Origin of the sequence: Candidatus Arsenophonus nilaparvatae, assembly GCF_045346035.1 — a bacterium.
Lineage (GTDB): Bacteria > Pseudomonadota > Gammaproteobacteria > Enterobacterales > Enterobacteriaceae > Arsenophonus > Arsenophonus nilaparvatae.
Map to the genome: position 1 here is coordinate 416,519 of NZ_CP158507.1, position 15,827 is coordinate 432,345.

Below are 15,827 nucleotides of genomic sequence, written 5' to 3' on the forward strand. Positions count from 1 at the left end.
GTTAGATACAATGCTCCCATTATACCACAGGGAGGAAATTTCGGCGATTCCGGCGTCTCACTCTTTTTGATTTGCATCCGGATATCGAGTCCGGCGTCATAGCAAGCCTGTAGGCACCTGCAGGGGATCTCCTTCTAGGCATCATTTCCCCGGTGGCGTCCCACAGCTGCAGGCAGGTACTTCTGTGAGCCGTACCAGGGGTCAGTTTGGATATCGAAAATTATTGTACGTTAAGGCTATTTTTTGACCTTTCGACTTTAGCTGGTCTCAACCGACGAAACTTACCGGAAGCCGGTATCCGGTTGCTTTTCCAGATATAATCGCCTGTCAGATTGATGTGTTCCCATCCTAACGGCGACAAATGTGACAGCAGTTGCTCGTTGATCTTCACCCCTTTACGCTTCAGGGCATCGACCGCTCTTTCCATACAGACGGTATTCCACAGCGAGATAGCAGCCGTCAGCAGCGTCAGTCCACTGGCGTGATAGCTCTGATTCTCCGGTTTTCTGTCTCTGATTTCCAGGTCGCTTTCGACAGCAGGTGTGTAATACAGTCCTGTTGTATTTTGCCGGTGAACACCTTTACGCCAGGATAGTGGTGCTGTTCGGTTAAATGTTCGTGCCGGGTGGTATCCCTGCCGGAAAGAGACGTGGGCTTACCCGGCTTAATAAATTCGAGCAGCACACCATGTTCTTCGGCCCATTGTGTCAGCGCCAGCGAGACCAGTTCGGGTCAGTTATCAATCCGCATCTTCAGCGGATAGCCGCGATTTATCACGATCCTGTCCAGAACCCGGACAAAACGCTGAACCGGGATATTCAGGTCGATTTCTATCGCCAGGGCTTCGCGGTTAAAATCATCCACCGCATTGAAGGTCCGAAAGCGTCTGCCAAAGACTAGTGCATCATGCATAACCACGGAAGCCTCTCTCAACATTCTGATTGGATGGCTGCAGGACAATATCAATTGCGGTACGGAGATCATCTTCGATAACGACGAAAACAATGCCGACTCCGCAACACTGTTGCCCTGGATTGAACAGGCATTACAGAACGTTCGCGATCTCCGCCATCTGCAGCTTCTGCAACAGACCAGAACAGATTAACCGCCGAACTATACTCATCATACACGCATAAGTGCCAGTCCTCACCGACTGGCGTTTTGCTTTATATAAAGGGAAAAATGATGTCAGACTTTACCCTCACCGAACCTGAAGCTTTGACCGGCCACACTGAAGTCATCAGCTCCACAAGCATTGAGCACATCGTCACCGGGCGCAATACAGCACTGAAACGTATCGGCGCGCTGATCCGCCAACTCGATGCATTCTCTCAGCTCACCTCAGGTGTTGGCGATGGTACGTCGAATGACTGGGCAATGCGCACCGGCCACCGTTATGGAAGCAAGTTAATCAGTGGTACAACAGCCTGGAAAAGGATGCTATTCCGGCTTTCAGCGAAGCCAACCTTCTCAACACATTCGAGCAACTGCATCATAGTAAAGGTGGCGTATTTGAACGTGGGGTGATCAATGTGTTTAAAGATCTGAGCTGGGACTACAAGAGCAACAGCCCGTGTAAGTTTGGGAGAAAGATTATCGTGGCAGGGCTGGTGAAATATGACCGTTGGGGATTTGGTCTAAACTGGGGCTGGCAGCGCGATCGATTAGCTGATCTTGAGCGGATGTTGATGATCCTTGACGGAAAACCTGTTCCTGACAACCGTGCTGACGTTACCCGTCGGCTGGGGGATCATATCCATGAGAACAGGCACAGCAATCGTTGTGAGGATGAGATGTTTGAGATTAAATATTTTCAGAAAGGAACAGCGCATATCAGCTTCAAAAGGCTAGAACTGCTTGATAAAATGAACGACATTGTAGCGAAGCATTTTACTTCGATGTTACCCGCTCGCTCCTGAGTTTGAATCCCCCGCTCCAGCACCAAAAAGGACCGAGGGTACAATTGAGGGCATAAAAACAATCATATCAAAAATAAACAATAAAATTCAATGAGTTAATTTAGCATGTCGATTCCGAGTCCGGCACCACATTGCTAGCAGAGTGATTAAAACTAACAATTTCGATTATTTTTTGAAATCATTCTCAATTGTATATTGATTTAATGATTTTACTGCATCCAGACTTACTCCCACAAACTTATCCTACAAAACATAAGAATTATTGGTTAAAGAAATAAATTCCATCTAAACTCAGCAAACTCATCAGCATTAGTCGCTTTTTTATCTTTACTAACTTATCAATTTTAGAGAATAAATCTTTATCTAATTCATCCACATTTTTTGAACAAATGGGTAGTAATTATTGTTTATGGTATTCACTGCAGAATTAGCTGAGGCAGCTTGATAATAAAGTTTAACCAAACCATCTAAGTCTGTATGACTAACATATGCTCTCTACTTAATCTTTGCCAAATACATTTTTAAATAACTTTCCAGATTTGGCATTTTTTCTTGTAATGACTATTGCCAATGCTTGTACGTTCTGATTAGTCAGCGTTATTGCCGCATTAACCCACTACCACATTTGTAAACATTGAGGGATGACAGATTAATAAAAACACAGGATGGCATTTTCTAGCAGCTAAGACCAAATAAGCCATACCATCCTGCATAAATTTAATTACTCTTCATTAATAAAATAGCATCTTTTAGCGCCAGGCCAATGGCTGGATCTTTTGCAAAACATAATTACAGTGCTCTGAAGCATATTTAGTCATTATGTTAGATAAAACCGCAGTACAAGTGAAAATGTTCTCTGTTCCTATTCCTAGTAGTCGATTTTTCCAATCATTGAATCTATCCTGACCAATCAGTGTTTGATTCAGATTGTAAGCTTTTTCCATTAAAGCGCATGCATAATACCTGAGCATTAGCGGTGATTCTGACTCAGTTCCAAAAATAGCACTGGATGAATAATGAGTAAAAACGGCAGATAACGCGAATAGATGCTCGGCTTTTTCTCTATCTGTACTTGCTGTTAAATTGTATAAGTTGAGGATCTGGTCATAATTTTGTTTTTTCAAAGTGTAGCCCTGTTGAAAATCAAGCAGACGAGAAAAAATTTTAGTTAACTCCTGTTGAGCAGAGCTATCTATCAGCTTTGTGTTATAAGCATTGGATTGTATAGCCTCAAGGAAAAATTGTTTATATTGGTCATTTAAATCTAAGGCCTCAATTAATTTATTAAACGTTGTCTGATTTTCACTATTAATAAAAGACGCGGCAAAAAGCGGAAAATCTTCTTTGTAACATCGACTCAGATTGTATTCAGTCGGACTCAAACAGTTACCATCCTGAAAAAGAACAATATGATCCCATCTTGTATTCAAATCAGGGTGCAGCATATTAATAAACACATTTTCAGCAACCAATAATACTCTGCTGATGCCGCGTGCGATATTTGAAGCCAAAATGTGCGATAAATGGTGAGCTACTTTTGTTTCCGTCAGTGCAACGGAATTACACTTTTATTTTTCATCAGAGCTACTTTGACCTACTTGGATAAGGCCTATTAAGGACTACGTTCTACGTCACGCTTGGCTTCCAGTTCACGTACTAGAGGAATGATGTGTTTACCAAAGAATTCTACCTCTTCCTGAAAATGCAGAAAGCCGAGTAGGATGAGATCTGCACCGGCATCTTTTAACGCAATAATTCGTTCGGCGATCTGCACCGGCGTTCCGATCAGATTACTACGAAATCCATCATTGTATTGAACGAGGTCTTCAAAGGATGATTTTGCCCAGTTTCCCTTTCCTTCGGGTGAAGCCTTCCTGCATTTTTCACCTGATCGGCAAAGCCCTGCACAGCTTCGGGATTAGCCTTAGCGACAATTTCGTCAAGAACCGCTTTCGCCTCTTCTTCAGTCTGGCGGGCAATGGCAAAAGCATTCACCCCAATCTTGACGGAATGTCCGTTGGTCACGGCCTTGGCGCGGATATCATTGACCTGCTTTCTGATCTCCGCCGGAGTGTTACCATTGGTAAAGTACCAATCAGAGACACGGGCAGCCATGTCACGCGCCGCACGCGATGAACCGCCCTGAAAGATTTCTGGTTGCGGATCCACCGGCTTTGGTTTCATCGAATATTCGTTGAAACGATAAAAGTTACCTTTGAACGTAAAGCTATCTTCTGTCCAGATACCACGTATGGCTAGTATAAACTCCTCCGAACGACGATAACGCTCGTCATGATCGAGCCAAAGTTCACCGATAGCGGCAAACTCATCACGGAACCAACCACTGACAATATTCACTGCAACACGACCATTAGTCAGGTGACTGATCGTGGCGATCTGCTTAGCGGCTATGGCTGGATTCCATGGCCCGGGCAAGAGTGCGGCGATAACCTTCAGTTTGGTTGTTCCCGCCAGCAGTGCATGACTGAATGATACCGATTCATGCTGGTTGTCTGCACCGTAACTAGAGGTGAAGCGGATCTGGCTCAGCGCATAATCAAAGCCGTTGGCTTCTGCGATCTGTGCTAACTTGAGATTGTAATTGATATCCCAGCTAGTTCGCTGTTCGATATTACTGATAACAAGTCCCCCTGACACATTAGGAACCCAGTAAGCGAATTTCAGTTTATTGCATGTTTGGTTCATTATCCATCCCATTTGTGGTCGTGACTCAGATTTATTGATTCAATATATTCTATCATTTTTAAAAATAGACTATGGTGATACCGAATGCTATATTTGAAACTGAAATCTGTGATAAATCGTAAATCGCCGGCTATATCTGTTTCCGTTGAGTGTAACGTAACTAAATTGTTATGTTTCATCAGAGCCGTCTTGGCCTGTTCAAACGTTTTGATTCGCTGGACAATATTTGTAAATGCTCGCTAATGAAACTCCGTACAGTAATGCCAGCTGTTTTCTACTCTGACCGAACTCAAGTAATTTTTTAGCCTGCTCTTGCTGTGCAGAAGATAATGAGCAAGGTCTACCGCCGATACGTCCTCTGCTTCTCGCTGCGGCCAAACCTGCCTGAGTACGTTTAACAATCAGCTCTCGGCTCCATTTGCGCCAACGCACTCATCACATGAAAGAAAAACGACCTGCTGACGAAGCAGTGTCGATAGAATCCGTCAAACTATGAAAATGAATACCTTCATCTTCCAGTTTGGATATTAAAGTAATCAAATGTTTAATGCTGCGACCCAGTCTATCCAGCTTCCAGACGACTAAGGTGTCACCCGATTTCAGTGCATTTAGCGCGCGTTTTAATCCGGGTCTCTGGTCTGTTTTTCCGCTGATTTTATCCTCAAAAATCTGCTCACAATTTGTACAAATGAGCGATTTTCGCTGTAAATCGGTGTTTTGGTCATTTTTTGACACCCTCATATAGCCTATTTTTGCCATTTTAGGACCTTATCCTCCCTCTGAAAGCCTTGTCATCGCTGGTTTTGGGCAAAATATTAGCTAAATTCCAGATTCAATAAAACCTTGGTTTGTTGGAAACGGTAGATTGTGCAAAAAATACGCTGGACAAACGTACTGGCGGCACCGTCAAGGGCGACATTATGTCACAGGGTACCCAAATCGGACTGAAGGGGGATAACCGCAAGCATTTTATTCTCGCGAATGCTGATGGCAAAGTGCGCGCCTATATCTGGAAAGATAAGGGCGGTGATGGAATACACATCAATAACGGTATTGACGGTGGTGGTGAGTACGTTTTCCATAAAGATGGCGGTTTTTGTGCACCTTCTTCCGTGTATGCAGGAGCGGGAAGAATGGCCGCTGACGGCAATGTTGTCGGCAGCAAATGGGGAAATCAGTGGCTGGATGTTTACCTGAAAAATACCTTCCAGCCCAAAGGGACCTACGGTCAATCGAATACGGCAAAGCGCGAGGTCAACGGATGGTGGAAATGCGGGGACACGGGGGTGATTATCCAGTGGGCGAGATATGGAAAAGACAGAGGGGCAGGGACCTATGATTTCCCGCTGCCCATGAAGTTTCTCAAAGCAGGATTGCTCTGTATCGGCTATGTTGATACTGCGATTAACGCTTGGGGCGATAATCAGTCCCAGTCAGCCCATCTGGTCGATAACGCGACCGTCAGGGTGACGATAGATAACGGTCTTGAAAGCGTCGTTCTAGCGATTGGTTTCTGAAAGAGGATTTGGCGAGTGAATATCCGGCACACTGCTAAACCGTGTCGATATCGGCACCACGCCAGATATTGTGCGGCCGGAAGCTCCGAAAAGATAAAAACTTTATGCTGCCCTGACAATGTAGTTAAACGCGACATTTCGCGGCCTTGTTTCTGAAGCGGTTCTCAAACCAGACTGAAAACTGGCTGAGCAATCAACAGCGAATACGCCGCTGGTTCCTCCAGTAATGCTACTACTGGCCATTCTTCTTCCCATTTTGAAAATCCCACTGGCTGATGATTGACCGACAAACTGAATGCCGGTTATGTTTCCAGTGAAATTTTGAAGGGTATCACCTTGTACGCTTAATATTTTGCGTCCGTTATCCACTTTTCGTCCTGCATCCCAGCCCCGAATAAATTCGCCACGTAAATCAGGGAGTTTCCCTGATGGATAAGCGAGTGCCAACAGTGGGTATTCTTTCTTATTAAAGCTCTCACCATTGCATATACGCCAACCTGACGGAGGCGTTTCAGTAGGCCAAGGCAGAGGAACGCCGACAGGGATTTCGACACGCAATACTTCTGGCGTAACAGCATGAACATCGGTGGCGGTTAATTTTACATCCTGAATCAGGGTTTTGCCGTTAATTTTACGCTGACTAGGTGTTGCATTTTTAGCCAGATTTACTGTTTCTAACAAACCAAGGTTTTCTAAAAATTTATTTTTGTCTGGGATGTCAGCGCCGTTGTCATTTTTTGCCAGTTTCTGACTCAACAGTTGCATGACGTTTTCAGCAAATTTGGGGTTATTGCTAATCGCTTGCGCCAGCTTGTTCAGCGTATCTAAATCGGAAGGCGCATGGTCGACCACCGCATTAAGTCTATCATTGACAATTTTCACCGCTTTAGGGGTTGCGGCTTCCGTTTCACTGCTGCTCTGATTGGCATTGCTGAGCTTGACAAAACCTTTTTCACTTACGCTGGCATCCGGGTGATTTCGGGAGCGCGTATGCGCCGTTAACGCCGCTTCGGCCGCTTTTAATTGCTGCTTTAACCAGGCGGTACGATTCGCCAGTTCACGCGTAGGTCGGTTGGTGATACCGTCTGGCCCACCCAATACCGGGTCGGAGGTCTCTATCTGGTAGATACCGTCCTCCCAGGCAGCCGTTTCTTTTAAATAACTCATGTCATCGTTCTCCATCGGGCTGGATCCCCTCGTGGGCGGATTGTTAGTCATAGTGTAGTCTGTTTTTGTCTATTCATTAAGTATTTTTGCATACCCTTAACTGCTGCCATGATTATAGCGCCCGTGGTAGGTCGTTTGATTGTTATAGCGCAACGGAACCGCCGTATAATCCAGCGCCACCAGTTCGCTCCGCGCCGGCGCAAAGGCCGCGAGCGTCTCGCGTAATCTGGCCGCCTGGTCATTGGTGATCAACGTATTGAGTACCACCCGATATAGCGCCCAGTGCGTCTCGCCATCGGGATACGCGGTGGCCTGTTCCGGTTTAAGGGCCGCTCCCCCTTCGGTTATCGTCACCTCCCCAAATCCCAGCGCCCGTATCATGGCGCGAATCGACCAGGGGGTGCCCTTATAGCGATGCAGCGTGATGGCCGATTTCAGCATCGCACGGCGGGCATCATCCGATTCGGCTAAATGCCAGCCATTAACCCCGGTTAACGCCAGCTGCTCTGCCAGCCAGGGCAAGGCCGACGCCTCGGTCATGTCCAGCAGATAAACCAGCAGCGGCGTCAGGTCAATCTGCTGCAACCGCGCCGCCTGTGCCGCCAGCCCCTGAAAATGTTTCTCTGCCGCCAGCAGCGGCGGTAACAGGCTGTTATCGGTCATCGCCGCTCTCCGTGCCCAGGGTCAACTGAATGTCGCTACAATGCGCCCATTGCTGTGCCGACAGTACCGTCGACTCAAGGGTAGTGAAACTCGTGAGCTGCACCCGGTAAACGCCCGGCACTGACAAGGCAGCGATAATCTGGCTGGGCACAATATCCCGCCCCAGCTGTTTAGCCTGGCGGGCCACATACTGCTCAGCGGCCTGCCACGCCTGTTTCAGTACCGGCTCGCCTGGCTGGCTGGCATAACAGGTCAGCTGTGCGGTAATGGTATAGTCAACCTTTTCAGGGGCCAGCACCTGCACTGTATCATTCAGCGGGCGCACCCGCTCTTCCGAGCACAGGGCCGTCACCAGGCTGAGCACCGTCTTGTCCGGCAGCCCGCTGGTCAGCAGCGGATACAGGTTGACCGTGCCGGGTTTCGGGCGGGTCACTGCCACATCACAAATCCCCGGATGGGCACTCATGGCATGAAAGCGGTAGGCTTCACGTGAACCAGCGGTGCTGAAGGACGCCGGAGCCAGACGGATACGGTTGCGTAGATGCTCATCGTCTTCAACGTCTGAGCCGCCTTCGCTTGGCGTGGTATTAGTGACCTGAATATCCCCGTCATCGATGGCCTCCATCAGGGTGCTGATTTGCGCCGGTTGCCAGCCGTTACCCTGTATCCCTGCCTCGCTGCAGGTCGCACTCACCGTCACCCGGGATGCCGTTGGCGTCAGCCTGACTTCGCTGTCGGTGGTAAATAGCAGGCTGTCCGTGGCGCTGAGCCGTGTACCGGCCGGTATCGGTATCGTCAGCGAGGGTGCGACCGCCAGTGAAAATTGCACCGTGGTGCGTGCCGGTTGAGCCGGTAAACGGTAAACGCCGACCAGCTCGGCCAGATAGTCCAGCATTGGCGCACGGGCAAAGGCCACCAGGTTTTGTTCGGCGGCGGATTGAATGGCACTGCGCACCAGGGTTTCCCGGTAGGCGAACAGGTCAATCAATAGCCGCTCCGCCTGCGCCGGCCACAGGGTTTTACCGCTGGCCGCTTCATAGGCCGCAATCATCTCGCGGGTAATGGCTTGGGCGTCTGCGTTCACAAACTGCGGTTTCTCAAGGGTTAACGCCATGCCACCTCCGTTTGTGCGTTGACCTGACTGCCCGGCAGTCGCCAGCGCAGCAGGAGATTCACCCGCTCACCCTGCGCATTAAGCCGCACCTGATGTAATTCGCATCGGGGCTCCCAGCGTTTGATGGCCTCCACCGTTTCCCGTACCACATGCGGCAAGGCGCGCTCAGTGGGCATATCCAGATAACGATGCAGATCACTGCCAAAATCCGGTCGATGCGGGTCGCTGCCTTTTGGGGTGCCTAAAATCAGTCGCAGGCACTGCTGAATATCCTCGACGCCACTGACCCGTTCACCCGATACGTGCAGCGCGGGTTGCCAATCTACGGCGCTGAGGACGGTCATTGTGTTCATCAAACGCGTTCCTCCCTCGCTTATAACGGCTTGCCGGTGGGTTTACCGTCATGCCCGTTGCTGTGTTGATGCTGTTGCAGCGACACCCGACCTGCCTGGATATCGCCGCTGGCCTGGAGCGTGCCGTCAATGATGGCTGTCGCGCCACTGCCGCCCGAACCGCTCATGCCGCCCTGGTAAGTCAGTTGCTTTTGTACCGTCAGGTTGCCCGTCGCGACCGTATCGGGTGCATCCAGTAACAGGGTGTGACTTGCCTTCACCGTCGCATTTTGCGTTTGAATGAGCACAGTGGCCTGGGTGGTCAGCGTCAGGGTCTGTATATTGCCGCCGATAGTCATCGCGTGGTTTTTGCGGTCATACTCGACAAAAGTCCCATCGGCAAAATCTACCCGCCGCTTATCGCGGCTCGCCACTGTCGGGCGGTCTATCTCGGAATACACCGCCCCTAACACCACGCCGTCATCGCCGTCAGCATCCAGCAGCAGGCTCACCTGTTCACCCACATCGGGTAGCCCGTAATCCTTGTTATCCTGGGTGTTGCGTTGCAATACCGGCAGCCAGGCGGTGCGCAGGTTATCACAGGTCGGCAGCCGTACCCGTACCCGGACGTTTTGCTCATCAATCTGGCTGATGGTACCGAACATCAATTGCAGTCCTTTCATGGTGGCTTTTCTCCGATTGTCATCTCTTTTTCACTCAGCGGCCCCACGCTGCCATCGGCTTTCACCCCAATCACCTGTCGGGGCGCAGGCTTATCCGCGCGAGTCGTTTTCCTGTTGGTGTGCGCCATCGGCCCCTGGCCCAGGGTGAGTTCACAGGTGTACCCGCTTTGGCGCGATAGGGCATGGCGAACTTCAGTAATCAGCCACACCCCGGACAGGCGACCAAAATCGGCCAGGCGCACGGTTAACCCGGCTTGATACGCCGTATTGCCGGCCAGCGCTACCGTCGCCACCCGTTGATATTCATTATGCCGGTTCAGCCCCGCACACACCTTGGCAGTCGCTTCTTCCCGGCTCCGTGCCCGGCTGTGCAGTCTTAAGGTATCGGCGCTGGTTGAACGTCCCTGTTTTTGAGGAGCCGTTTCTCGCGCCACGTCGCCTATCGTGCCATCGGCCTTGATACCGACCGTGACCAGTTGTTTGCGCTGGCTGTCCTGGTATTTCACCTTGCCCTGCTGGTAGATACGGTTAAGCGTATCGCGCAGGCTGTAATGGCTGACGGCTTGCGGGGTAATGACGTTAACTGGCAAGGCTTCCCGCAATCTGACGCGCTCAGAAAAATCAGCCTGCTCGGCGTGACTTTAACGATATAGCCGTATTCCTCGGCCAGTCGGCGCAAAAAAGCCAGGTCGGTTTCATGTTGCTGCGTGACCCGGTCAAGGGCAGCGGCGCAATCTGCCCTTCCAGTGTCAGGTGGTGTTTTTGGGCAATCCGGCGGGCGATGGCCGCCAGGCTGGTCTGCTCAAACGCCCGGTAGCTCCGGGTTCGCAGCGCGGTGGTCACTGAAGCGGATAACCCACGCAGCGACACCGTATCCGGCGGGCCACTGAGTTCTATTTCATCAATCGAAAAGGTGCCACAGGGACGTAATGGCGTGCCGACCCTGCCGAGCGCCAATGAGAGCGTGTCGCCTTTACCCGGATACCAGGCCCCACGCCATCGCCCGGCGCTGTCTTCCAGTTCGACCGTCAGCTCATCAGACTGGCCACTGAGCTGATCGGTAAAGCGGATCCCGAGCACGTCCGGGGTGATATCGTGCGTGATGTCCTTTGGCCATAATGCAGGGTCCAGGTCGGGGCCGGTACCGCCTGCTGTCTTTGTGTCGTTAACGTAACCATGGCGGCGTCTCCTCCACGGTGTCCTGCGCGTTAATCAGCGGTATAGCCAAGGTGATGCCGGCAGGCAACACCGGTGTAATGGGGATATCAGGATTGGCGGCAATGATCCGCACATAGCCCAATGCGTCACCGTAATAGTGGGCGGCCAGCGTATCCCAGCGCTCGCCCTCACGGGTAATATGTTGCCAGACACCTGGCTTATGTTCTTCTTCATGTTGACTTGCAAACATCGGCCTGTTCTCCTTTTAGTGACGCGTCACCAGATGGCTCGTCAGACGGCTCAGCACCGGGGCGACGTCGTTCCAGGTACTGAGGGCACCGCCCACCTGACCGGCCACCGTATCCAGTGCACCGGGCAGTGCCTGGCCGGTACCGGGGGTCAGAGTACTGAGCGTGTTTTTCGCCTGGCTGGCCGTGGTCGCCACCTTGCCCGCCGCACGGGTCAGGTGACTGGCCGCAGGAAAATGGGCTTCCAGGCCGGCCAACAACGGCTGCGCCTGTATCAACGGGGTGGCCACCTCACCTAAGCTAGTAATGACCCCAGGGACGCGCGTTAACGCCGCGACCGGATCCGTTTTCATCTGGCGCGCCACCCGGATCGCCTGTGAGGCCGTAGCCAGTGCCGACTGCGCCTGACGGGCCAGACCCATCGCCCGCGATAGCGGTGTACCGCTGCCGATCGCCGGTGTTAGCCCGGCGGCTTTTCTGTTCAGTGTGGTGGCCATCGCCGGCGGCTTAAGCGGCTGGCGCAGATCGCCGGTAAATTCACGCAGACTGATATCGACCTCCAGGCATTGGGCGATACCGTCGGCATGGGCTAACAGCGTGCGACCGGTAAGCGTGCTGATCACAAAATGCCCCAGGTACTCGCCATTGCCGAGCACAAATGCCAGTGCCTGATGGGCACGACAGGCGGCCTGTAGCCGTTGCCATTGCGCGGTCGGTTGACAGTACTGCTGATGAAATCGCACGCTGAGGCGATATTCATCCCCTTTATCGCCGACCCACTGCAGGCCGGGCTTACGGCCAATGCGCGCCTGTTCGGCAAACTCACCGCCGAGGGTCGCTTCCAGTGCGGTAAAGCCGGTCTGTAGCTGCACTTCAATCTCACCCAGGATCGCCAGCATCAGTAAAAGTCCCTCCGTTGTTGTTGGTGCATCAGCTGCGCCAGGCGTTTTTCTAGCTCACGCACACTGATAGCCAGGGCTTCGCGTAACGCCGCTGGGGCCGCCTGGGACTGACCGTTTATCACAATCTGTGGGGCAAAGGTGATCTGTATGCCTGAAAATGCCTTCCCCTGACCGGCAGGGGGGATTGGGGTATCAGGCCAGTGGGGCACACGCGGGGAGGGCGGTTGCATCAGCGGCATCAGGCCGCCAACGGCGCGTTCTAACGCGGGCGTGGTACGGGTAATGCCCACCACCGCCCCCTGCACAATATTGTCCCCCAATCCGGCAAAGACCCGTGAGGGACTGTGTATGCCCAATGTCTCCTTAAACCAGCCTGAAACACTGTCCCCAAAATTGACAATCGTCTCTTTGGCGGCGGTTAACCGACTTTGATGCCATTGACCAAACCCTCAATCAGCTGGCGACCCGCATCGGTAAAATGGGCAGGCAGTTCAATGTTGAAATAGCCCATCACCCCGGCGAAGGCTTTATAGAGCAGCCCCAGCGGCGACCCGTTAAGGATAAGTGCACCCACATCAGCAATACCGCCGGAAAACGCCTGTTTCACCTCGGCCCAGCGGGCCTGAAAGAAAGCGCTTATCGGCGTCCAGTAGTGGTAAATCAGGTAAGCGCCGGCGGCAATCGCGGTGATAGTCAGGCCGATAGGGTTAAACATCAGTGCTCGCCCCAACCACAGCAGGGCATGACCAGCCAGGCGCAGGCCCGTCACCAGCCCACCGGCCAACACCTTACCTAATCGTCCTACGCTGCCTGCGAGTCGGCTTAAGCGCCCACCCATGCCGAAAGCACTCTGGAGTAACAGCCAGCCGGTACGCAGCCGGGTAAACCCACCCCACAGCAGGCGTATCGGCGAACCCAGCAGATTGAACGCCAACCTTGTGGCCAACAATCCCCCCTTAAACAACAGGAGCGCCCCCACGGTTTTGGCGATACCGCTGACCAGTTGAGGGTGGGTTTTGACCCAACCACTGGCGGCATTCAGATAAGGCAGAACCGTTTGCGTTAACGACAGTACGGCGGGGGAGAGTGATTCACCGATACTCAGTGACAGCTCTTGACTGGCAATGCCTAACTTTTTCATCTGCTCAATCGGTGAGGCCAGCCGTTTTTTATAGTCGCCCAGCAGCACATTTTTATCGGCTGCCTGTAAATCGTCTGCGCGCATTTGCCGGTACTTGTCCATATTCGCGAGCATCGGACGCACAAAGGCCATTACCTGCATATCGGCAAACAGTTCACCTAAGCCAAAGTTCTGCTGCAGGGCCAGTAACGCCTTATCGCGCGCGGTATCGTCCTGCAGCGCCATCGCTGATTTAAATTGTGCCAGCGCCTCGGGACTCTTTTGTGCCAGATAGCTTTGCAGGGTATTCATCATCCCTTCAATCGGCGAAATCCCGTGCACTTTTTGTTGCATTAAGGACTTTTCAATATCGATACCGACATCCGCAAAGCGTTTTTGGGTTTCCGGGGCAAACACCTTTTCGAGAAAGTTTTTGAGATTATTGGCTGCTTCATCGGAGGTGCCTGCCCCCATCCTGGCTATCTGCAAGGCAGAGACCAGCTCCGCCACCGCCTCTTTACCCTCAGCAATGCCTTTCATCTTTGGGGCCAGCTCGGGCAACCACTTCACCTGGTCAGCGATTTCAAATGACCCGGCCTTACCCCCTTGCGCCATGATGTTCTGTACCGCGGCAAAATCTTTCGCGGCAATGCCCAGCGACTGCTGGGTGGTCACCGCCGCCTGCGCCCACAGTTCAGCGGAGGTGCGGGTGGCGGTTGCGCCTCGGGCGATGTGTGGCAGGTAGGCGCGAATATCGTCCAGGCTGTCAATGTTATTGCCAATAAGCGCACTGGTGGCGGCCTGTAAATCGGACTGGGTCTGGTTGTATTGCTGGCTCCAGGCGCGGATATCGTTACCCATTGCCGCCTGGGTGGCACCGTCGTAACCGGCGGTGATCCCCATATCGACCAGGTTGTCCTGAAAGGTCATCGATTGTTTAACCGACGGCGCGACCGCACCCACCGCTGCCGCCGTGGTGGCACCTAACGCCAGACCTCGCCCCATTAAGGCGTGATGCTGTTGTCCGAGACGGGAAAGCGTCTGACCCACCCGACCCAGCTCACTATTGAGGCTACGTGCTGCCTGCACACCCAACTGACCGTAACGAGTGACCGCCTGGGTCAGTTGTTGCTGACGGGATTGCAGGCGATGGGTGGTTTCACTCAGGCTATTGAGGCTACGCCGTGAATCGCCCATCGCTGAGCGAAAGGCACCGGCCACCGCTCCTTTGATCACCACCCCAATCGAAAATGTGCTCGACACTGCGTCACCTGCCTCTGTTACACCCGATCACTCTTTATCGGTTTGCCCCGCGTTGCCCGTGCTCCTGCCGGATTTGGGCAGCCGCTTCCTGTAAATAGTCCTCAAACTCCATCACCGTCAGCGCATCCAGCTCACTCGGCTGCCAGCGGAACCATCTCGCCAACAGCGCCTGTGCCTGACGCAGTGCCTTCGGCGAGTGCATCCAGCCCCGCAAACTGACGAAAGTGGCCTTGCAACTGTTGATAATCTACCAAATCCATATTGTCGATATCTTCCGGTATCAGGCCGGTCATGCGGGCAATCAACAGGCTGTCCCAGTCATTGACGTTTTCACTTAAGCGACGTACCGCCTTGATGTCACTGACCTTGAGCCGGTTTAAGCTGACCTGGGTTAGCCTTTCACCACTGCCCAGGGTATAAGGGTATTGCAAACGATAATGAATACAATCTGTCATCATCACTCCTCGGATTGTCAGGTTAAGCACCCAGATTGGCGCGATAATCGGTGAGCATATCTTCACCGTTGATTTTAAAAATATTGGCGATCACATCCAGCTCCAGCAGCACCTGGCCATCCATCACCTGCTTGATATAGCTGCAGGTAAAACTACTGCTCATCTCCGGCACCTCGTGCTGCTTGAAGCTGCCCAGACTATTTTTGCTGAACATCACCGTCATAAACACCGCCACCGGCAGTTCATCCTGGCGACCCTGTGCCGGGTTATAGCGCTGCAGGCTGCCGCGACATTGCAGTGGATACGCCTTGAAGGGATTGGCGGTACGCAGGGCCACCTCTTCATACAGACTGGTCCAGTGAATTTCCCCTTCCAGCTTGTCAAACCCCGCCGGTAACTGAATTTTGCCTATCATCCCCAGCGCCTGATGCTCCTGCTGCACCACGTTGATTTCCGGTAGTTTGATTTCTTTTGCCCGACCTATCAGACTATTGCCGTCCAGATAGACATTGGCATTGGTCATAAAATGCAGTGCATTACCCGCCATGACGCGCTCCTTCTTCTGTTTTTTGCTGTCTGG

General features: G+C 52.2%; 14 protein-coding genes and 6 pseudogenes. 3 read left to right on the top strand and 17 right to left on the bottom strand.

From position 1 onward, the window contains the following. Positions 1–220: 220 nt before the first annotated feature. Together WH390_RS01995 and WH390_RS02000 are read right to left on the bottom strand one after the other, a co-directional pair. Positions 221–520 (bottom strand): annotated as a pseudogene (locus WH390_RS01995) (Tn3 family transposase); the annotation flags it as partial. 128 nt (positions 521–648) lie between these two features. Beyond that, a pseudogene (locus WH390_RS02000) lies at positions 649–912 on the bottom strand (DDE-type integrase/transposase/recombinase); the annotation flags it as partial. Between WH390_RS02000 and WH390_RS02005 the strand changes: the two are divergent. Both WH390_RS02005 and WH390_RS02010 read left to right on the top strand, forming a co-directional pair. Next, positions 911–1,105 carry a DUF957 domain-containing protein gene (locus WH390_RS02005; RefSeq protein WP_072012863.1) on the top strand — a complete coding sequence of 65 codons (195 nt, stop codon included), beginning with the start codon at positions 911–913 and terminating at the stop codon, positions 1,103–1,105. The pseudogene WH390_RS02000 and the gene WH390_RS02005 sit on opposite strands and share 2 nt — an antisense overlap. Positions 1,106–1,185: 80 nt before the next feature. Beyond that, positions 1,186–1,919 (top strand): annotated as a pseudogene (locus tag WH390_RS02010) (DUF4942 domain-containing protein). A 749-nt stretch (positions 1,920–2,668) separates the two neighbouring features. On the opposite strand, the gene WH390_RS02015 reads toward WH390_RS02010, so the two are convergent. From WH390_RS02015 to WH390_RS02025, 3 genes and pseudogenes are all read right to left on the bottom strand, one after another. Then, positions 2,669–3,391, bottom strand: a complete 723-nt coding sequence (locus WH390_RS02015; RefSeq protein WP_406850628.1) for a hypothetical protein — start codon at positions 3,389–3,391, stop codon at positions 2,669–2,671. Between the two features lie 140 nt (positions 3,392–3,531). Then, positions 3,532–4,625: pseudogene (sfnG, locus tag WH390_RS02020) on the bottom strand (dimethylsulfone monooxygenase SfnG). A gap of 198 nt (positions 4,626–4,823) precedes the next feature. Continuing rightward, positions 4,824–5,384 (bottom strand): annotated as a pseudogene (locus WH390_RS02025) (recombinase family protein). A 161-nt stretch (positions 5,385–5,545) separates the two neighbouring features. On the opposite strand from WH390_RS02025, the gene WH390_RS02030 reads away from it, so the two are divergent. Further along, the gene (locus WH390_RS02030) at positions 5,546–6,142 is read left to right on the top strand and encodes a hypothetical protein (RefSeq protein WP_052044997.1); all 597 of its coding nucleotides are present in this window, start codon (positions 5,546–5,548) and stop codon (positions 6,140–6,142) included. A 102-nt stretch (positions 6,143–6,244) separates the two neighbouring features. Here the strand turns inward: WH390_RS02030 and WH390_RS02035 are convergent, their stop codons facing one another. From WH390_RS02035 to WH390_RS02090, 12 genes and pseudogenes are all read right to left on the bottom strand, one after another. Beyond that, on the bottom strand, positions 6,245–7,324 hold the full coding sequence (locus WH390_RS02035) for a phage tail protein (RefSeq protein WP_148305615.1): 1,080 nt from the start codon (positions 7,322–7,324) through the stop codon (positions 6,245–6,247). 81 nt (positions 7,325–7,405) lie between these two features. Then, on the bottom strand, positions 7,406–7,972 hold the full coding sequence (locus WH390_RS02040; protein WP_032116649.1) for a phage tail protein I: 567 nt from the start codon (positions 7,970–7,972) through the stop codon (positions 7,406–7,408). Then, complete coding sequence (locus WH390_RS02045) at positions 7,962–9,086, bottom strand: baseplate J/gp47 family protein (protein WP_032116650.1); 1,125 nt, start codon at positions 9,084–9,086, stop codon at positions 7,962–7,964. Before WH390_RS02045 ends, WH390_RS02040 begins: the two co-directional genes overlap by 11 nt. After that, the gene (locus WH390_RS02050; RefSeq protein ID WP_032116651.1) at positions 9,077–9,439 is read right to left on the bottom strand and encodes a GPW/gp25 family protein; all 363 of its coding nucleotides are present in this window, start codon (positions 9,437–9,439) and stop codon (positions 9,077–9,079) included. Before WH390_RS02050 ends, WH390_RS02045 begins: the two co-directional genes overlap by 10 nt. Positions 9,440–9,459: 20 nt before the next feature. After that, positions 9,460–10,101, bottom strand: coding sequence for a phage baseplate assembly protein V (locus WH390_RS02055; protein WP_406850615.1), 642 nt, complete (start codon positions 10,099–10,101; stop codon positions 9,460–9,462). Next, positions 10,098–10,691, bottom strand: a complete 594-nt coding sequence (locus WH390_RS02060; RefSeq protein WP_406850616.1) for a hypothetical protein — start codon at positions 10,689–10,691, stop codon at positions 10,098–10,100. Before WH390_RS02060 ends, WH390_RS02055 begins: the two co-directional genes overlap by 4 nt. A gap of 31 nt (positions 10,692–10,722) precedes the next feature. After that, positions 10,723–11,181, bottom strand: coding sequence for a phage late control D family protein (locus tag WH390_RS02065; RefSeq protein ID WP_406850629.1), 459 nt, complete (start codon positions 11,179–11,181; stop codon positions 10,723–10,725). An 85-nt stretch (positions 11,182–11,266) separates the two neighbouring features. After that, a complete protein-coding gene (locus WH390_RS02070; RefSeq protein ID WP_032116654.1) occupies positions 11,267–11,509 on the bottom strand; it encodes a tail protein X in 243 nt (80 codons plus the stop codon). Positions 11,510–11,524: 15 nt separating this feature from the next. Beyond that, a complete protein-coding gene (locus tag WH390_RS02075; protein WP_032116655.1) occupies positions 11,525–12,406 on the bottom strand; it encodes a phage tail protein in 882 nt (293 codons plus the stop codon). Beyond that, positions 12,406–14,792 (bottom strand): annotated as a pseudogene (locus tag WH390_RS02080) (phage tail tape measure protein). Before WH390_RS02080 ends, WH390_RS02075 begins: the two are co-directional and overlap by 1 nt. Positions 14,793–14,923: 131 nt before the next feature. Beyond that, entirely contained in the window at positions 14,924–15,247 is a 324-nt protein-coding gene (locus WH390_RS02085; RefSeq protein ID WP_406850618.1) for a phage tail assembly protein, read from the bottom strand. A gap of 22 nt (positions 15,248–15,269) precedes the next feature. Then, the gene (locus tag WH390_RS02090) at positions 15,270–15,794 is read right to left on the bottom strand and encodes a phage major tail tube protein (protein ID WP_032116658.1); all 525 of its coding nucleotides are present in this window, start codon (positions 15,792–15,794) and stop codon (positions 15,270–15,272) included. Positions 15,795–15,827: the final 33 nt, after the last annotated feature.